Annotated in this window: 13 protein-coding genes; 6 read left to right on the forward strand and 7 right to left on the reverse strand. The window is 73.3% G+C overall.

Translation table 11 applies throughout. From position 1 onward, the window contains the following. Positions 1 to 9: 9 nt before the first annotated feature. From HNQ01_RS09475 to HNQ01_RS09485, 3 genes are all read left to right on the forward strand, one after another. Positions 10 to 1,977, forward strand: a complete 1,968-nt coding sequence (locus HNQ01_RS09475) for an ABC-F family ATP-binding cassette domain-containing protein (RefSeq protein ID WP_173805140.1) — start codon at positions 10 to 12, stop codon at positions 1,975 to 1,977. 135 nt (positions 1,978 to 2,112) lie between these two features. After that, positions 2,113 to 2,691, forward strand: a complete 579-nt coding sequence (locus tag HNQ01_RS09480) for a DUF4337 domain-containing protein (protein WP_173805141.1) — start codon at positions 2,113 to 2,115, stop codon at positions 2,689 to 2,691. Between the two features lie 79 nt (positions 2,692 to 2,770). After that, positions 2,771 to 3,847, forward strand: coding sequence for a radical SAM protein (locus HNQ01_RS09485; protein ID WP_173805142.1), 1,077 nt, complete (start codon positions 2,771 to 2,773; stop codon positions 3,845 to 3,847). 10 nt (positions 3,848 to 3,857) lie between these two features. Here HNQ01_RS09485 and HNQ01_RS09490 read toward each other — a convergent pair whose 3' ends face one another. Next, a complete protein-coding gene (locus tag HNQ01_RS09490; protein WP_173805143.1) occupies positions 3,858 to 4,700 on the reverse strand; it encodes an HDOD domain-containing protein in 843 nt (280 codons plus the stop codon). 308 nt (positions 4,701 to 5,008) lie between these two features. Here HNQ01_RS09490 and HNQ01_RS09495 point away from each other — a divergent pair, with 308 nt between their 5' ends. Further along, entirely contained in the window at positions 5,009 to 5,842 is an 834-nt protein-coding gene (locus HNQ01_RS09495) for a hypothetical protein (protein WP_173805144.1), read from the forward strand. On the opposite strand, the gene HNQ01_RS09500 is transcribed toward HNQ01_RS09495, so the two are convergent. The 3 genes from HNQ01_RS09500 to asd form a co-directional block, all read right to left on the reverse strand. Next, complete coding sequence (locus HNQ01_RS09500; protein ID WP_173805145.1) at positions 5,752 to 6,933, reverse strand: AI-2E family transporter; 1,182 nt, start codon at positions 6,931 to 6,933, stop codon at positions 5,752 to 5,754. The genes HNQ01_RS09495 and HNQ01_RS09500 overlap by 91 nt on opposite strands. A gap of 67 nt (positions 6,934 to 7,000) precedes the next feature. Beyond that, complete coding sequence (locus HNQ01_RS09505; RefSeq protein WP_173805146.1) at positions 7,001 to 9,166, reverse strand: putative bifunctional diguanylate cyclase/phosphodiesterase; 2,166 nt, start codon at positions 9,164 to 9,166, stop codon at positions 7,001 to 7,003. 82 nt (positions 9,167 to 9,248) lie between these two features. Beyond that, entirely contained in the window at positions 9,249 to 10,121 is an 873-nt protein-coding gene (asd, locus tag HNQ01_RS09510; RefSeq protein ID WP_173805147.1) for an archaetidylserine decarboxylase, read from the reverse strand. Positions 10,122 to 10,296: 175 nt separating this feature from the next. Between asd and HNQ01_RS09515 the strand changes: the two genes are divergently transcribed. Further along, positions 10,297 to 10,512 carry a hypothetical protein gene (locus tag HNQ01_RS09515; protein ID WP_173805148.1) on the forward strand — a complete coding sequence of 72 codons (216 nt, stop codon included), beginning with the start codon at positions 10,297 to 10,299 and terminating at the stop codon, positions 10,510 to 10,512. A gap of 31 nt (positions 10,513 to 10,543) precedes the next feature. Here HNQ01_RS09515 and HNQ01_RS09520 read toward each other — a convergent pair whose 3' ends face one another. From HNQ01_RS09520 to HNQ01_RS09530, 3 genes are read right to left on the reverse strand one after another with little or no spacing between them, the layout of a single operon-like run. Further along, positions 10,544 to 13,378, reverse strand: a complete 2,835-nt coding sequence (locus HNQ01_RS09520) for an Hsp70 family protein (protein WP_173805149.1) — start codon at positions 13,376 to 13,378, stop codon at positions 10,544 to 10,546. 4 nt (positions 13,379 to 13,382) lie between these two features. Further along, positions 13,383 to 15,242 (reverse strand): Hsp70 family protein, encoded by a 1,860-nt coding sequence (locus tag HNQ01_RS09525; RefSeq protein WP_173805150.1) that lies wholly within the window; start codon positions 15,240 to 15,242, stop codon positions 13,383 to 13,385. Continuing rightward, positions 15,239 to 15,835, reverse strand: a complete 597-nt coding sequence (locus HNQ01_RS09530; RefSeq protein WP_173805151.1) for a DUF2760 domain-containing protein — start codon at positions 15,833 to 15,835, stop codon at positions 15,239 to 15,241. The genes HNQ01_RS09525 and HNQ01_RS09530 overlap by 4 nt, the downstream gene beginning before the upstream one ends. A gap of 194 nt (positions 15,836 to 16,029) precedes the next feature. On the opposite strand from HNQ01_RS09530, the gene HNQ01_RS09535 reads away from it, so the two are divergent. Continuing rightward, positions 16,030 to 18,069, forward strand: a complete 2,040-nt coding sequence (locus HNQ01_RS09535) for an Ig-like domain-containing protein (RefSeq protein ID WP_173805152.1) — start codon at positions 16,030 to 16,032, stop codon at positions 18,067 to 18,069. Positions 18,070 to 18,099: the final 30 nt, after the last annotated feature.

Here is an 18,099-nt window from a genome sequence, read left to right on the forward strand (position 1 = left end):
CCCGATCCCATGCTCCAGTTCAAGAACATCACGCTGCGCCGCGGCACCAAGCTCGTGCTCGACGACACCTCGTTCACGCTCCAGCCCGGCGAGAAGGCCTCGCTGGTGGGGCGCAACGGCGCGGGCAAGTCCTCGCTGTTCGCGCTGCTGACCGACCGGCTGCACCCGGATGCCGGCGACATCGAGATGCCGCCGCGCTGGCGCATCGCCGAGGTCGCGCAGAACATGCCCGAGACCGAGACCGGCGCGACCGAGTTCGTGCTCGAGGGCGACGCGCCGCTGATGGCCGCACGCGCCGCGCTGGCCGAGGCCGAGGCCAGCGGCGACGGCCATGCCATCGGCGAGGCCCACGCCCGCCTGGCGGAAGTCGGCGCCTTCGACGCGCGATCGCGGGCGCAGGCGCTGCTGCTCGGCCTGGGCTTCCGCGTCAGCCAGCTCGACGGGCCGGTCAACAGCTTCTCGGGCGGCTGGCGCATGCGGCTGCAGCTCGCGCGCGCGCTGATGTGCCCGGGCGACCTGCTGCTGCTCGACGAGCCCACGAACCACCTGGACCTGGACGCGCTGGTCTGGCTGGAGGCCTGGCTGCTGCGCTTCGAGGGCACGATGCTGGTCATCAGCCACGACCGCGAGTTCCTCGACACGGTCACCAAGGTGACGCTGCATCTGGACGACGCCAAGGTCACCCGCTACGGCGGCAACTACACCACCTTCGAGTCGATGCGCGCCGAGCGCATGCTCCAGCAGCAGGCCGCCTACAGCCGCCAGCAGGAGAAGATGGCGCAGCTGCAGCGCTTCATCGACCGCTTCAAGGCCAAGGCGACCAAGGCCAAGCAGGCGCAGAGCCGCGTCAAGGCGCTGGCCCGCATGGAGAAGCTCGCGCCGGTGCTGACCGCGGCCGACTTCGAGTTCTCCTTCCGCGAGCCCGGCAACCTGCCCAACCCGATGCTGGTGCTGGACGCGGTCGAGGTCGGCTACGGCGAGACCGCGATCGTGCGCGGCGTGACCAAGTCGGTGCTGCCGGGCCAGCGCATCGGCATCCTGGGCGCCAACGGCCAGGGCAAGTCGACGCTGGTCAAGACGCTGGCCGGGGCGCTGCCGCGCCTGTCGGGCCGCGTGCAGGAGGGCAAGGGCCTGGCGATCGGCTACTTCGCGCAGCAGGAGATGGACGTGCTGCGCCCCGAGGAGGGGCCGCTGGCGCACATGATCCGCCTGGCCAGGGAGGTCAGCCCGCAGGCGCGCGAGCAGGAGCTGCGCGACTTCCTGGGCAGCTTCCGCTTCGTCGGCGACATGGTCAACCAGGCGGTGGGCTCGCTCTCGGGCGGCGAGAAGGCGCGTCTGGTGCTGGCGATGCTGGTCTGGCAGCGCCCCAACCTGCTGCTGCTCGACGAGCCGACCAACCACCTGGATCTGACCACCCGCGAGGCGCTGAGCATGGCGCTCAACGAGTACGAAGGCACGGTGATGCTGGTCAGCCACGACCGCGCGCTGCTGCGCGAGGTCTGCGACGAGTTCTGGCTGGTGACCGGCGGCCGGGTCGAGCCCTTCGACGGCGACCTGGACGACTACCAGAAATGGCTGCTCGACCAGAGCCGCGAGATCGCCCGCCGCGCCCGCGAGGAGGACCGCGCCGCGCAGGAGCAGGCCCGCGCCGCCAGCCAGCCGTCGAGCGCGGCCCCGTCCGCACCGTCCAGCCGCGACGAGCGCAAGGCCCAGGCGGCCGCGCGCATGAAGCTCGCCGAGCTCGCCAAGCCGCTGAAGAAGCGCCAGCAGCAGGCCGAGCAGGCGCTGGAGAAGGCCCAGGCCGAGCACGCCGCGCTGCTCGAGGCCATGGGCCGCGCCGACCTGAGCCCGGCCGAGCGCGCCGAGCAGGGCCGCCGCCTGAAGGAGCTCGACGAGCAGATCGAGACGCTCGAGATGGAGTGGCTCGAGGTCGGCGAGCAGATCGAGGCGCTGGCCGCGACGCTGGCGGCCGGCTGAGTCCGGCGGGCGCAGCCTGCCTGCGCCCCGGGCGACGCTGCTGCACAATCGCGCCTCCCTGCCCTCCCCGCGCGGCGCATCGCGTCGCGTCGCGCGTCTCCCCTTGTCTTCATTTCCCACCAGGAGCATTCGACGATGTCCGGTCACGGTTTCCATGTCCACGGTCCGCACGACCACGAACTCGAGCACGCCGCGCATCACGGCGACAAGGACCCGTTCGCCAGCCGCATCGCGGTGACGACCGCGGTGCTGGCGACGGTCGGCGCGCTGTTCGGCTACATGGGCGGCGCGACCCAGGCCAATGCCGGCCTGTACAAGAACAACGCCGCGATCAAGAAGACCGAGGCGTCCAACCAGTGGAACTACTACCAGGCCAAGAGCGGCAAGCAGAACCTCTCCGAGCTGGCGATCGCGCTGGTCCCGCAGGAGCAGCGTGACCGCTACCGGCAGGAGATCGACCGCTACAAGCAGGAAAAGGCCGACATCAAGGCCAAGGCCGACGCGCTCGAGGCCGAGGCGCACCAGTGGGACGAGCGCTCCGACGCCGAGATGCACCTGCACCACCGCTGGGCCCAGGCCACCACCGCGCTGCAGATCTCGATCGCGCTGGCGGCGATCGCGCTGCTGACGCGGCGCAAGTGGCTGGAGGTCGGCATGTACGGCGTCGCGGTGGCCGGCGTCGGGCTGGGCGTGGCGGCGGTGATGCATCTGTGATCCCCGCGGGTCCGTGGCGGCATCGTCCGCCATGGCAGGCATGGCAGACTCGCGTCCCATGCGACGCGATCCCTTGACGATGCCCGCTGCGGAGCTGCCGCTGTTCGGCGACGCGTCGCCGGCGCCGGCCCGCCCGGCCGAATCCTGCCGGCCGACCCGGGCTGCCGCCCCGCCGGATCTCTCCGCACGCTTCACCGCCCGCCTCGCCCGGCTCGCCCGCCGGGCCGAGCAGGACGGCTGGGAGCCGGAGGTCGACTGCGCCACGTCGCCGGCCCAGGTCATCGACGAGCCCTGCCGCAGCCTGCTGCGCGCAAACGACTCGCCCGACATCGCCTTCGACCTGTCGATCAATCCCTATCGCGGCTGCGAGCACGGCTGCCTCTACTGCTGCGTCCGCCCGGTCCACGGCCCCGACTTCGAGACGCGCATCTTCGCCAAGACCAATGCCGCCGACCGGCTGCGCGAGGAGCTGCGCCGCCCGGGCTACCAGCCGCGCCCGATCAACATCGGCTCGGCGACCGACGCCTACCAGCCGGCCGAGCGTCGGCTGGGCATCACCCGCGCGCTGCTGGAGGTGCTCGACGAGGCCCGCCACCCGCTGGGCATCGTCACCCGGTCCGGCGGCATCGTGCGCGATCTGGAGCTGCTGGCCGCCATGGCCGCGCGCGGCCAGCTGCTGGTCTTCGTCAGCATGAGCACGCTGGACGCGCGGCTGTCGCGCCAGCTCGAGCCACGGGCATCCCGCCCGGCCCGGCGGCTGGCGGCCATCCGCGCGCTGGCGCAGGCCGGGGTCTGGGTCGGGGTCAACGTGGCCCCGGTCATCCCGCGGCTCAACGAGGACGAGATCGAGTCGATCCTCGAGGCCGCCGCGCAGGCGGGAGCACGCTCGGCCCACTGGACGGCGCTGCAGCGGCCCGGGCAGACCGGGCTGCCGCTCCCGCCGTGGCTGGACGAGGCGCTGCAGGACAGCCCGGAGCCGGGCCTCGGCACCTGGGCCGAACGGATCGGGCAGCGCATCGAGGCGGCGGCCGCGCGCCATGGCCTGGCACGCGAGGTGCCCGAGCTGGACCGCTCGGCCTTTCGCCCGCCCCGGCCGCCGCGGCCCGGACAGGCCGCGCATTTCGACCGGCGCAGCGGCCAGGGCGAGCTGTTCTGAGTCCCGACTCTCAGTGCATCAGGTCGTCGACCGAGGCGACCGCCAGCCGGTGATCGGGCAGATGCGCCGTCAGCCAGTCCATGTCGAGCTTCAGATGCTGGACCAGGTCCGGATGGGTCGACTGCAGCGCCTCCATCGGATCGAGCTCGCGCTCGCGCGCCTCGGCGATGACGCCGGCCAGGCGCAGCACCGCGCCCATGCGCGAGAACGGGCGCATCTCCATCGGGTGCGCGGCCGCATTGAAGGCGGTCACCAGCAGGTTCGGGAAGCGCCAGTGGCGCGCCAGCTCGGCGGTGATCTCCGGATGCGAGCAGCCCAGCAGCGAGTTCTCGAAGCTGATGCGGCTGTCGATCTCCAGCGACAGGCGGCCGATGCGCTGCGTCATGTCGGGGTCGACCATCATCATCAGCAGCTGGCCGGTGCGCAGCATCAGGCCGCCGAGATAGGCGGCGTCCTCGTCGTCCTGGAGGAAGCGCGCCAGCGGCTGCGCGTAGGCGGCCGTAGCCAGCGTGGTGCGCCAGAAGGCCAGACGGTCGAAGCCGGGAATCGACGGGAACATGCCGACCATGCAGGCCGACAGCGCCAGGTCGCGCAGCGTGCGCGTGCCCAGCGCCATCGCCGCATCGTTGAGCGAGGTCACCGAGCGCGACGGGCTGTAGCGGGCCGAGTTCGCCAGCCGCAGCACCCGGGCCGACAGCGTCTGGTCACGACCGATCAGGCCGGCGAGCTCGTTCAGCGACAGGTCGTCGCGGTCGAAGGAGCGCAGCAGCTTGTTGGCCACCTCGGGCATGGCCGGAAGCGCACAGGCTTGCTGGACGAAGCGATCGGTGCGGGACGTGACGACAGCATTCATGGGCGGACCTCCTCGGTCGGGGATGAGACCTCGCTCTTCGGCGCACGAGGCCGGGCCTTGAACAAGGACTGACCCGCTTGTGAAAGGCAGCACGAAGGTGTAGGTCCGCATCGGCGCCGGCTGGAGAGCTCCGGCCAGGGGCCTGCGGACTGCCGCAGGATGCGTGGTACGTGATCGGTTTGTGCGAATTCGAAGTGCGAAATGTGCCGCCATATCCGGCGATCGCGCCAGGGCTGGGCGAACAGAATCACCCGCAACGACACGCGCACACGATACCGACAATGAACGCCAATCGAGGACATGCTGCGATGAACGAGCGGATCCACCACATCTCTCCCTCGACCCGCAAGCCCGAGATGCCGCTGCCGGCCGCCTTCGACGACACGCTGGCGATGCTGGCCCGCAAGGTCGGCGAGCAGACGGTCCGCCTGGACCTGAACACCCAGGAACTGCTGAAGCACCAGGACACGCTGGCCGAGCAGCAGGCCGGCCTCGAGCACCTGGTCACCGACTACTACCAGCTGCGCGAGCAGAGCCAGGACGGCCATCGCCGCGTGGTGGCGCTGAACAAGGAGATCCAGGCGCTGCGCGAGACGCTGATGCGCCAGGTCGAGGAGGCGCTGGCCTCCGGCGCCGAGGGCGTCGACGCCCGGATCGCGCAGGCCAGCGAGGAGGCCGCGCGGCTGAAGACGCAGGTCACCGAGCAGATCGGCACGCTCACCGGCAAGATCAGCGCGATCGGCGACCAGATCACCGCGCTGGGCGAGCGCAACGACGGCGTGATGACGGAGCTGACCAACACCCGTCGCTCGCTGGCCCGCTACGTCGACACCAAGTTCGCGCAGCAGCAGGCCGACCACCAGAAGACCGCCGCCGACGTCGCGGAGATCGCCTTTGCGCTCGACCGCGAGATCAGCGCGCGCAAGGCCGACCTGGAGCAGATGGAGGCCGCGATCGCCAAGCAGCGCGAGCTGCTGGACATGCAGTCGCGCGACATCGACACGCGGCTGGGCCGGCTGCGCGACGACATCTCGACGCAGCGCGACGAGGGTCAGTCGCGCCTGAAGATCGTCAACATCGCGCTGGCCGGCCTCGGGGTGGCCGTCGTCGGGCTGCTGGCGCTGGTGCTGGTGACGATGTGAGCCGCGGCCGCCGTCGCGGTCGGCACCGGCGGTGCCGGCTCGACGTTGTCGGCCAGCAGATCCCACACCGCGATGAACAGCGCCGCGATCGCCGGCCCCAGCACGAAGCCGTGCAGCCCCAGCAGCGACATGCCGCCCAGCGTCGAGATCAGCACCAGGTAGTCGGGCAGCCGGGTGTCCTTGCCCACCAGCAGCGGGCGCAGCAGGTTGTCGGCCAGACCGATCACCAGCACGCCCCAGGCCGCCAGCGCCGCGGCAGCGCCGAAGCGGCCGTCGGCCGCGAACCACAGCGCCACCGGCACCCACACCAGCCCCGCCCCGACGGCCGGCAGCAGCGACAGCAGCGCCATCATCACCGCCCAGAGCACCGGCGCACGCACGTCCAGCACCATGAAGGCCAGGCCGCCGAGCAGGCCCTGCACCAGCGCCACGACGATGCTGCCCTTGACGGTGGCGCGCACCACGGTGGCGAACTTGCCGATCAGCCGCGTCTTGTGCGCCGCCGCCAGCGGAATGGCGTCACGCACCCGGCGGCTGATGCGCGCACCGTCGCGCAGCAGGAAGAACATCAGGTAGAGCGCCAGCGCCAGCGACAGCACCGACTCGAACAGGTCCTGTCCGGCCAGCAGCATCTGCGCGGCGATCGCCTGGCCGCCGCGAGAGATCGCCGCGAGCAGCCGCTCGCGCAGCGAGGCCGCGTCCTCGAGTCCGAACTGGTGCAGCAGGCCCGAGAGCACCGGCGGCAGCCGCCCGATCAGCTCGTCGACATGCCGCGCCAGGCGGGCGGGATCGCTGCCGAAGTCGCGGTACAGCGCCATCACCTCGGCCGACAGCGCCAGCCCGAACAGCACCAGCGGCACGATCACCACCAGCACCGTCAGCAGCACCGTCAGCGCCGCGGCCGAGCCCGGGCGCGCCTGCAGCAGCCCATGCCCCAGCAGACGCCGGTGGATCGGCATCGCCATCATCGCCAGCACCGCGCCCCAGAACACCGGCGCCCACAGCGGCAGCAGCACCAGCACGAAGGCCAGGCTGGCGAGCACCAGCAGGATCAGGAAGGATTTCTGCTGCAGGATGCGGCGGTTGTACATGGCGGGCACGGCCTCGGGGCAGGATCGGGACAGGACAGCGGCGTCGGTCCCATCGTGCCTCGCCGTGCTAGGCCGAGGCTGCCGGCTGCAGCCGCTCCCCGCTGTCGGACACGGCCGACAGGCGCGCCGCCGGCCGGTCGCAGCCGCTTCGGCCGACCCAGTCCTGCAGCGCCTGCACATCCATCGGGCGAGCGAACAGGAAGCCCTGCAGCACGTCGCAGCCGATCGCGGCCAGCGCCTGGCGCTGCGCCTCGGTCTCGACGCCCTCGGCGACCACCTCCATGTCGAGCGCATGGGCCAGCCGCACCACCGCCTCGAGCACCGCACGCGCCTGCACGTCGCTGTCGACGCCGATGATCAGGCTGCGGTCGATCTTCAGCTGCGAGGCCGGCAGGCGGCGCAGATAGGACAGGCTGGAATAGCCGGTGCCGAAGTCGTCGATCGACACCCGCACGCCTGCGGCGTCGAGCTCGTCGAGCACGCTGCAGCCGTCCTTCATCGACTCCATCATCGCCGTCTCGGTCAGCTCGCACACCAGCAGCGTCGGATCCAGGCCGTGGCGCGCCAGCGTGCCGAGAATGCGCCGGGCCAGATCGGGCTGGCGCAGCTGCTGCGCCGACAGGTTGATCGCGACCCGGCATTGCCAGCCGCGCTTCTGCCACTGCGCCAGCTGCGCGCATGCCTCCTCGATGACCCAGTCGCCGATGCGACCGATCAGGCCGAAGCGCTCGGCCACCGGGATGAAGACGGCCGGACTGATCATGCCGCGCTCGGGATGGCGCCAGCGCAGCAGCGCCTCGACGCCATGCAGCCGGCCCTCGCCGCTGGTCAGCTTGGGCTGGTAGTGCAGCGACAGCTCGCCGCGGCGCAGCGCGTCGCGCAGGCCCTGCTGCAGATGCAGCTGGTCGGAGGAGTCCTCCGCGCTCATGTGGCTGTCGTAGCAGAGCAGGCAGCCGCCGCCGCTGCGCTTGGCCGCATGCATCGCCGCGTCGGCGCAGCCCAGCAGCACGTCGCCCTGGCCATGGCGCGGCCCGAAGGCCAGCCCGATCGAGCATGACAGCGACACCGGCTTCTCGGTCAGCAGGTAGGGCTGCTGCAGGTCGACCAGCAGCCGGCGGGCCAGGTCCAGCGCCCGCGGCTCGGCCTCCTCGCCCTCGAGCAGCAGCACGAACTCGTCGCCCCCGAGGCGCACCGCCAGATCGACCGGCCGGCAGCGCCGACGGATGCGCCGCGACACCTTGCCCAGTAGCCGGTCGCCGGTGGCGCGGCCGAGCGAGTCGTTGATCGCCTTGAAACCGTCGAGGTCGATGAAGACCAGCGCGACCGGCACGCCGTCCTGCGAGCCCGGTCGGCCCAGCCGGTCCTCCAGGCCCATGCGGTTGGCCAGCCCGGTCAGCGGATCGGTCAGCGCGCGCCGGCGCAGTTCCTCGTTGGCGGTCTGCAGCTCGGCGTTCGCGCTGGCCAGCGAGCGCGAGAGCTGACGCTCGCGGCGCCGCCGGCGCGCATCGAAGATCGCGGTGCCCAGCGCCACGCACAGCACCAGCGCGGTGAACAGCAGCACCGCCAGCAGCAGGCCGCGGCCGCCCAGCGCATCGGCGCTCAGGCAGACGACGCCCTCGGGCAGGCGTGCCGCCGCCATCGCGGTGTAGTGCATGCCGCAGATCGCCGCGGCCGTCACCACCGAGGCGCGCAGCTGCGCACGCAGCCGCTCGGCGCCGCCGAGCGCACGCATGCGCACGAAGATCTCCAGCGCCGCCGCCGAGGCGATCAGCGCGATCAGCACCGAGGCGCCCACCAGCGGCCAGTCCCAGTCGATGCCGGGCTGCAGGTCGATCGCGGCCATGCCCAGGTAGTGCATCGAGACGATGCCGGCCGCCATCACCAGCGAGGCCACCAGATGCAGGCGCCGGTCCACCTGCCGGTGCGCGGCCACCGCCATCGCCATGCCGGCGGCCACCAGCGCCGCCAGCCAGGACAGCGCGGTCAGGTCATGGCGATAGCCCAGCGGCAGCGGCGGCTCGAAGGCCAGCATGCCGACGAAGTGCATCGACCAGACGCCGGTCCCCATCGTGAGCGAGCCGCCCAGCCACCAGGCATGCGCCACCGCCCCGTCGAGGTCGCGCACCCGGCGCGAGAGCTCGAGCGACACATAGGACGCGAAGGTCGCCACCAGCACCGACAGCAGCACGGTGCCGGGGTGCCAGCCGACATCGAGATAGGAGACGGCATTCATCGTCCCCCTTTGTCGGCCCGCCCGCGCCGTGATTGAGTGGGAATGCCCCGGGGCGACGGCCGGCAGGCCGGCCTGTGCCGGATCAGCGCGCGGCCATCGCCTCGCCCAGGCGGATCGCCCGGGTCGGGCGCCAGTCGGGGTGGAAGCGCAGCGGCGCCTGGCCGGCGGCCGCCTTGGGGAACAGCATCACCACGGTCGAGCCGAGCAGGAAGCGGCCCATTTCCTCGCCCTGCTTCAGCAGGACCGGCGCCTGGCCCGGCGCGTCGTAGCGCCAGTCGCGCAGCGCGCCGGAGCGCGGCGGGTTGACGATGCCGTGCCAGACGGTGGCCATGCTGCCGACGATGGTCGCGCCCACCAGCACCAGCACGAACTCGCCCAGGCCGTCGCCGCGGTCGAAGACGCAGACCACCCGCTCGTTGCGGGCGAACAGGCCGGGAACGCCGCGCGCCGTCGTCGGATTGACCGAGAACAGCTCGCCCGGCACATGGATCATGCGCAGCAGCCGCCCGGCGCAGGGCATGTGGATGCGGTGGTAGTCGCGCGGGCTCAGGTAGAGCGTCGCGAACAGGCCGTCGTCGAACTGCGCCGCCAGCTGCGCGTCGCCGCCGACCAGCGCGGTGGTCGAGTAGCGGTGGCCCTTGGCCTGGAAGACCTGATCGCGCTCGATCGGACCGAACTGGCTGATCGCGCCGTCGACCGGGCAGATCAGCTCGGCCTGCGCCAGCGGGCGCGCGCCCGGCTTCAGCGGCCGGGTGAAGAACTCGTTGAAGGTGGGATAGGCGGCGGGATCCGGGTTCAGCGCCTCGGCCATGTTCACGCCGTAGCGGCGGATGAACCAGCGGATCACCGCGGTGGTGCGCGCGCCGGCGGCGCGGTTCGCCTGCCGGCCGGCCAGCTCGGTCAGCGCCTGCTTGGGCAGGAGGTACTGGGGCAGGACGGCAAGGCGATCGTTCATGGATGACGGCAGACAGAGACGGAAGTCGCGGATTCTAGCGACCGGTTCCTGGGCGGCCCCATGCGGGCCGGGCTGTCGGACATCGCCCACGCCCGTCGGCCCCTTTGTCCGGCAGACCGGGCGCCTCGTGGCAGCGATCATGACCCTTGTCACGAACCACTCAAGGAGCATGCCCATGAACACCTCGAACGCACGCATCACCGGCCCGGTCGAATACCGCCTGGGTGACGGTCCGAAGTGCCGCATCCCCCGTGGTCCGGTCGAGATCCAGCAGACGCCGCAGGACGTGACGATCAGCTGGGAGGCGGGCGACACGCACCAGAACGCGGCGCTGCCGCAGTCGGAGTTCCGCCGCTATCTCAACGAGAAGGCGATCGTGCTGACGCAGTGAGCGCCGACGCGGCGCCCCACGCCGCGTCGCCTCAATCCACCAGCACCAGCCCCGGGGGCAGCGACTCGCCGAACAGCGCCTGCTCGTCGGCGGCGTCGAGCTGCACCACCTCGCTCACCATGCGCGTCCAGCTCGGCGCCGCACCCGACATGGCCAGGCGCTCGAGCACCCTCGCCCGCCGGTCCGGATCCAGGTCCCGCACCCGGTCGCCGGTGAGGCGGGCGAGCTGCGCGGCCGCGAACGCGGCCATGCGCCGGCGGCGCCAGTCCAGCACCAGCAGCACGTCGATCCAGCGCCCCGCCACCTCGGCCGGCACCACGCCGTGCACGCTGCCATGAAAAGGCTGGCGCGCCCCCAGCCGGCCCAGCGCCCACAGCCGCAGCTCGTCGCGCTCGGGCGAGGCATTCGCCACCTTCTCGCCCTGCAGCGGCGCCAGCAGCCAGTCGCCGACCTCCGCCTTGTGCTCGGGCGGAATGCGCTCCAGCGCCGCGCCCAGGCGCACCATGTCGTCATGCCCGCCCTTGACCAGGCCGGGCGGCCTGGGCGGCAGCGGCGCGCCAGGGTGCTCGGCCGCCTGCAGGTTGTAGCCGAAGTCGTCGAGCAGGCGCAGCTGCGCCGCCTCGTCCAGGCCGCCGGCGACCCGGCGCCACAGCGTCCACCACTGGATCGCCACCTGCGCGTCGCCGCGGTGCTCCACGCCCGCCTCGAAGATCGTCCAGAGCTGGCCCAGACGCCAGCCGTCGAGCGGATCGCCGAAGCCCGGGCGCAGGCACCAGCCGGCCAGGTTCAGCCACACCCGCTCATGGTCGGCGGAGCGGCGACGGCCCCGGGCGCGCTGCCACAGCACGTCGAAGAGCCGCCGCGCCAGCGGCCGCGCCCAGCCCTCGCGCGGACCCAGCAGGGTTTCCAGCGTCTGGCGCAGCTGCTTGATCTCCTTAGGCGCCGGGCGGTCGCCGCCCGAGCGGGCGCCGAACAGCCGCTCGATCGCCGCGATCGCCTCGGGCAGGCGCGGCGCGATCTGCGCATCCTGAAGCGCCTGTGCCGGCTGCACCGCATCGGCCGGGCCGCTGGCGCGCAGCTGGAAATCCAGTGCCCAGCGCCGGCGCGCGTCGTCCACCGCCACCGCCTGCAGCGCCAGCACGCCGATCTCGCTGAGCTGCGCCTCCAGCCGCACGGTGACCGAGGCCCCGCGCGCGCCGGCGGGGTCGTCCGCCTCGATCACGGTGGCCACCAGCGGCAGCGGGTTGAGCGCCTCCTCGCCCGACTCGCCCAGGTCGAGCAGCGCGCCCGGCGCGGGCGGCGGGCCGGCCTCGCCGCGCAGCGAGGCCAGCTGGAAGCGCACCGGCTGGCCCAGGCGCAGCCGGAAGGTGCGCTCATCAAGCGCCAGCGCCCGGCCGGCATCGGTGCCGCGCGGCAGCAGGCAGACCGCGCGGCCATCGTCCAGCCGCAGCACCACGGTGCGCGCCGCGCCGCCGCCGATGCGCGGACCGCGCCCCTGGCGCGCCAGCGCATGCGCCACCGCGCCGCGCGCGACCGCCACATCCGGATCGGCGTTGTGCAGCAAGCGCGGCGCCACCCCGCCCCGCCAGCCCGCCAGCACCTCGACCAGCCGCGCCGCGAGCTGCCCGGCGCGGAAGACGCCGCCGTTGAGCAGCACCGCATCCGGCAGCGACTCGCCCGGCAGCAGGCTGCGGCGCAGGAAGGCGGCCAGATGGCGGGTCACCGCCGCGTCGCTCGCATAGGGCAGGCCGAACTCGACCAGCGCGGTGCGGGCGCGCTGCGGCTCGGTCTCGAAGGGCACGTCGGGGAAGAAGCCGTCGACCAGCAGCGCCCTCACCTCCTCGCGGCCGAGCGTGACGCTGCGCGCACCGCCCACCAGCTTCGAGCCGCCGCCCAGCAGCGTGACCGCCACCGACTCGGGCGCGTCGTCGGCCAGCAGCGTCTCCTTCGCGACCCGGCAGCGCGCCACCAGCTGCGACAGCCGCGCACCCGACAGCGACGGCGCCACGCCGCCGCCGGCCAGCCGCCGCTCGACCAGGTGCGCCAGCGCCAGGTCCATGTTGTCGCCACCCAGCATCAGGTGCTGGCCGACCGCGCGACGGCGCAGCGTCGGCGGCGCGCCGGCCTCGGGCGACTCGACGTCGATCAGCGTGAAATCGCTGGTGCCGCCGCCCACGTCGCAGACCAGCACCCGGCGCACGCCGTCCAGCGCCTCGGCCAGGCGATCGCGGTGGCGCCAGACCCAGTCGCCGAAGGCCGCCTGCGGCTCCTCGAGCAGCTGTGGCTCGGGCAGTCCGGCCTCGCGCGCAGCCTGCAGCGTCAGCGCCCGCGCCGCCTCGTCGAAGGAGGCCGGCAGCGTCAGCACCAGGCGCTGGCGCTCCAGCGGCGCGTCGGGGTGATGGCGGTTCCAGGCCGCGCGCACCTGCGCCAGATAGCTCGCGCTCGCGGTGACCGGCGAGACGCGCGACACGCTCTCGTCGGCGCCCCAAGGCAGGATGGCTGCCAGCCGGTCGGCCTGCGGGTGCGACAGCCAGCTCTTGGCGCTGGCCACCAGCCGGCCCGGCACCTCGCCGCCGCGCTGGCGCGCCAGCACGCCGATCAGCGCCGGCGGCTCGGTGGTGTCGCCCACGGCGCGCTCGCCCCAGGGCAAGGCGCTCTCGGGCAGCTCGCCCGGCGCCGGGTGGTAGCGCACGCTGGGCAGCAGCGCCGGCCGGCCCAGCTCGCCCGGCGCGACCCACTGGTCGATGCCGAACAGCGTGATCGCACCGGCCTCGCCGCCGCGCTCGCCGCCCGCCCCCAGCGGCGCGCTGGCGACGACGGTGTGCGTCGTGCCCAGGTCGATGCCGACGACGAAGGCCGCCGCCACCGCCTCAGCCCTCGATCGGCTGGCCGCGCATGTCGAACTCGACCTTCCAGCGCTCGGTGCCGCCCACCGGCACGGCGGCCAGCTCCAGCGTGCCGGCCTCGGTCACCGCGGCATGCAGCGTGACCGCCACCACCTCGCCGGGCGTGCGCCCCTGCGCCGGCAGCGTCGCCTGGATCTCGCCGGCCGGCATCAGCTCGTCCGGGCCCCAGAAGTCGAGCAGCACGCCGGCGGTGTCCTGGCGACGCACCGTCGAGCCCAGGAAGCGGAAATGCACCGGCTCGCCGACCACCAGGCCGAACTGCGCGTCGATCGCCACGTCGGTGCCCTCCTCCATGCCGAAGGGCGCGACGCACAGCGCCTGGATCGGCGCCTCGAAGCCCGGCACCGCCGGCATCGAGGACTCGATGGCGACGTAGTAGGCCTGCGCAGTGCCGCCGCGGATGCGCACGCCCCGGCCCTGGCGCACATGGCCGTAGTAGGCCGCGCCGCGCGCCACCGCCAGATCCAGGTCGGCGCCGTCGAGCGCGCGCGCCTCGGGCGCGCCTTCGCTGCTCAGCCAGGCGTTGATCGTCTCCAGCAGCCGCTCGGCCAGCACGCCGGCGCGGAACACGCCGCCATTGAACAGGATCGCGGTCGGATGCAGGAAGCTGGCCGACTCGGACTGGCGCGCGGCCAGCTCCGGCAGCTCCGCCAGCGCCCCCACCTGCCGGCCCAGGAAGGCGGCCAGATGGCGGGTGACGGCCGCGTCCTGCGCATAGGGCAGGCCCAGCTGCTGCAGGCCGATGCGCGGGCGCTGCACCGGGCGCGCGGCGGCCTCCACCTTCGGGAAGAAGCCTTCCAGGATGACCGCGGTCACGTCCTCGCGGCTCAGCTCGGCGCGGATCGAGCCGCCGATCAGCTTCGAGCCGCGGCTGGGCACCACCAGCGGCTGCGCCGGCGCGGCCGCGTCCGACAGCAGCACCTCCTTGGCGGCGCGGCAGGCCTGGGTGAGCGCGCGCATCTGCCAGGCGTCGAGCGTCTTGCCCTCGGCGGCGAGCCGGCGCGCGACGGTGTGCGCCAGCGCCAGGTCCATGTTGTCGCCGCCCAGCAGGATGTGGTCGCCCACCGCGATGCGGGTCAGCTCGAGGTTGCCGTCGATCTCGCGCACCGCGATCAGCGAGAAGTCGCTGGTGCCGCCGCCGACGTCCACCACCAGGATCACGTCGCCCGGCCGGACCGTCTTGCGCCAGCCGCCCTGGCTGTTCTGGATCCAGCTGTAGAGCGCGGCCTGCGGCTCCTCCAGCAGCGTGACCGGGCCGAAGCCGGCCAGGCGCGCGGCCTCGGCGGTCAGCTCGCGCGCGGCCGGATCGAACGAGGCGGGCATCGTCACCGTGACCGACTGGCGCTCGAAGGGCGCGTCCGGATGCGCATGGTTCCAGGCCTCGCGCAGGTGCGCCAGATAGCGCCGCGAGGCCTCCAGCGGCGAGACGCGCTCGACCTCGGCCGGCGCGTCGGCCGGCAGGATCGGGCCGCGGCGATCGACGCCGGGGTGGCACAGCCAGCTCTTGGCGCTCGACACCAGCCGGATCGGCGTGGTGGCGCCGCGCGCACGCGCCATCGTGCCGACCGAGGCGCCCGTCTCCACGCCCCAGGGCAGCGACAGGTCGCCGGCGGCCAGCTCGTCCGGGTGCGGCAGGTAGAGGAAGGACGGCAGCAGCGGCAGCGCCTGCACCGCGCCGGGCGCCGTCACCTGCGGCACCGCCAGCACCTCGTGCGCGGTCTTCTCGCCGTCGCTGGCAGCCAGATCGACGAAGGCCAGCGCGCTGTGCGTGGTGCCCAGGTCGATGCCGATGCTGTAGCGGATGTCGTCGTTGTCCTGGCTCACAGTTCCACCTCCGCCTGCGCCACGATCGACGCGTCATGTCCTTCGGCGAGCTGCGGCAGGCGCAGCTCGGTCACCTTCCAGCCGCGGTGGCTGAGCGTGCCGGTGAACGGCGCCTGGCCGACGACGTTGCCGGTCAGCCGCACCTGCGCGGCGTCGAAGCCGGCCGGCAGCGTGATGCGCGCACCCTCGTTCTCGGTGCGCACCGGCGCGAGCGTCATGTGTTCCTTGAGCACCTTGCGGCAGCCCTCGTGCACCAGCCGGGCGGCGGCGCCGATGTCGGCGTCGCCATAGGCGGCGATGTCCTCCTGCACGAAGTCGATCAGGCGCGCGTCGCGCTGCAGCAGGCCCAGCAGCTGCAGCGCCGCATCCGGCGTGGCCTCCTTCAGCGTGATGATCTGCGGCGGCGGGGGCGGAGGCGGCGGCTCGACCGGCGCAGGCGCGGCCACCGGAGCCGGCGCCGGGGCGGGCGGGGCCACGACCACCGGCGGCTCGACCAGCCGGCGCGCCAGCTCGCCGCTGAACAGCACCGACAGCGCCAGCGACAGGCGGCGGAAGAAGGAAGGCGGAGGCGCGGAGCGGTCTGGGTTCGACATCGGGCGAGTCTGGTCTGGATCGGAACTTGATCTGGAAAATCCGGGGCAGCCCGGGGCTGCAGGCCGGGGATTCTATCGGTCCGGGGGCGCCCGCAGGCCCGGGCGGGGACATCCGGCGCAGCCCGGGGGAAAAGACGCTCAAGCCGGCATCTTCTCGGTCGATCGTGACGAAACACCCACCCGAGGAGACCCCGATGTCAAGAATCCTGCGTGCCGGATGCGCCGCGCTGGCCAGCGCGGCCCTGCTGGGCCTGAGCGGCTGCGGAGGCGGCGGCGGCAGCGACGCGTCCGGCAGCACGCCCGTCACGGCCCGCCCGGCCGCGGTCACGCTGTCGGGCACCGTCGCCACCGGCGCCGCCTTCGAGGGCGCGACGCTGGTCGTCACCGACCGCAGCGGCGCGGAAGTCGGCCGCATCGACGCGGTCGGCGCCGACGGCAGCTACACGCTGACGCTGGCGGCCGGCGCGCAGGCGCCCTTCGTGATCACCGCGACGCGCGACGAGCTGCGCCTGGTCAGCGTGCACGACAGCGCCAGCGACGCCACCGTCAACGTGACCCCGGTGACGACGCTGATCGCCGCGCGGCTCAGCCCCTCGGGCGATCCGGACCGGCTGGCCGCCGAGGTCGCCGCCGGCAGCGCACGCATCGATGCCGCCGCACTGGCCAGCCGGGTCGAGGAAGTCCGCTCGCTGCTGCAGCCGGTGCTGGACGCCACCGGCAACCGCGACACCGACCTGCTGCGCGGCGCGATGCAGACCGACGGCCGCGGCCAGGACCGCCTGCTCGACAGCCTGAAGATCACCATCACGCCCGACAGCAGCGGCAGCAGCAACATCCAGGTCACCGTGCGGCAGCAGACCGCCGAGGACAGCGAGCCCGCCAGCATCAGCTTCAACAGCGCCAGCACCGCCGCGCCGCCGGCGCTGCCGACGGTCGCGGCCGCCGACCTGGTGCCCGACGGCAGCTCCGCGCTGATCGCCGACCTGCTGGCACGCGCCACCGCCTGCTACGCGCTGCCGCTGGAGAGCCGGGTCAGCCGCACCGACGCCGCGGCCGGCCCGGCCGACGTGCAGGCCACCGCCTGCCGGGACCTCTTCGTCGACGCCGATCCGGCCGGCTATCTGCACAACGGCGCGCGCGTGGGCCCGTCGGGCGCCTTCGGCGGCCTGTTCCGCGCCGGCGCGACCGGCCTGGTCTTCAGCCGTGGCAGCTACGAGTTCAGCCGCGTCAACGGCGACCTGGTCATCGGCTACACCACCACCACGACCGGTGGCAGCACCGACACCGGCGCGCTGGTCGTGCGCCGCGTCAACGAGGCCGGCTCCGGACGGCCGGTACTGCGCGTGATCGGCAACCAGTACGCGCACGACGGCGGCGTGGCCGCCTTCCATCAGCACCGGCGCTTCCTGTCGCTGGCGCAGTCGGGCTGGGACTACCACAGCGTCGGCTACACGCTCAGCGTGGCCAACCGCACCGACGGCAGCGGCCACCCCGTCTACGACCGGGTCGTCGTCACCTCGCCGCGCGGCCACCAGCTCACGCTGCGCCCGACCAGCGGCAGCAGCTACCTGGTGCTGGTCAAGTCCGGCGGCACGCCGACCGGCACGAACTTCGTGCGCCTGCGCAGCCGCTACGCGGCGGCCGACGCCAGCGGCCACCCCTCCGAGCGCGACACCTCGCTGTTCTTCGCACCGAACGACATGGAGGACACCGAGCTGTCGGGCCTGTCGGCGCACTCGGTCTGGAAGTTCGAGTACTACCTGGCCTCGGCGCCCGGCACGCTCGCGGCGACGCAGCACTACAAGACCCGCGCGCGGCCGCTGTCGATCGCCGAGCTGCGCCAGCGCGGCCTGGCCACGCTGACCGAGGCCGGACAGAGTGCCCTCGCCGCCGCCACCCTGCCGAGCAACGGCCGGCTGCCGCTGCCCGACAGCGGCGGCGTCACGCTGGACTGGCAGGTGCCCGCCGGTGCACTGGCGCCGACCGACCTGAAGCTCTGGGGCCGCGCCAGCGCCTCGGGCGGCAGCTTCAACGACCAGCGGAGCGTGGCCTCGACCGCCCGCAGCGGCACGATCGGCTGCTCGGCGCAGACCACCAGCGACGCGCACTGCACCAGCGGCGGCGACTTCGTGCCGGCCGCCACCGCCGACGGCCTGCACCTGTGGGCACGCGACGGCGACGGCCGCGAGTTCGCGTCCTTCTACGCGATGTACCGGCTGGCCACGCCGCAGTGAGCGCGGGGGGCCGCGGACGCGGCAGGCGGG

This window comes from Sphaerotilus uruguayifluvii (genome assembly GCF_013294065.1).
Lineage (GTDB): Bacteria > Pseudomonadota > Gammaproteobacteria > Burkholderiales > Burkholderiaceae_C > Sphaerotilus > Sphaerotilus uruguayifluvii.

Coding starts and splice junctions, on each gene's coding strand:
- HNQ01_RS09475 (WP_173805140.1), top strand. CDS start 10: ATGCTCCAGTTCAAGAACATCACGCTGCGCCGCGGCACCAAGCTCGTG.
- HNQ01_RS09530 (WP_173805151.1), bottom strand. CDS start 15,835: ATGTCGAACCCAGACCGCTCCGCGCCTCCGCCTTCCTTCTTCCGCCGC.
- HNQ01_RS09495 (WP_173805144.1), top strand. CDS start 5,009: ATGAACGAGCGGATCCACCACATCTCTCCCTCGACCCGCAAGCCCGAG.
- HNQ01_RS09535 (WP_173805152.1), top strand. CDS start 16,030: ATGTCAAGAATCCTGCGTGCCGGATGCGCCGCGCTGGCCAGCGCGGCC.
- HNQ01_RS09490 (WP_173805143.1), bottom strand. CDS start 4,700: ATGAATGCTGTCGTCACGTCCCGCACCGATCGCTTCGTCCAGCAAGCC.
- HNQ01_RS09485 (WP_173805142.1), top strand. CDS start 2,771: ATGCCCGCTGCGGAGCTGCCGCTGTTCGGCGACGCGTCGCCGGCGCCG.
- HNQ01_RS09505 (WP_173805146.1), bottom strand. CDS start 9,166: ATGAATGCCGTCTCCTATCTCGATGTCGGCTGGCACCCCGGCACCGTG.
- HNQ01_RS09500 (WP_173805145.1), bottom strand. CDS start 6,933: ATGTACAACCGCCGCATCCTGCAGCAGAAATCCTTCCTGATCCTGCTG.
- HNQ01_RS09480 (WP_173805141.1), top strand. CDS start 2,113: ATGTCCGGTCACGGTTTCCATGTCCACGGTCCGCACGACCACGAACTC.
- HNQ01_RS09515 (WP_173805148.1), top strand. CDS start 10,297: ATGAACACCTCGAACGCACGCATCACCGGCCCGGTCGAATACCGCCTG.
- asd (WP_173805147.1), bottom strand. CDS start 10,121: ATGAACGATCGCCTTGCCGTCCTGCCCCAGTACCTCCTGCCCAAGCAG.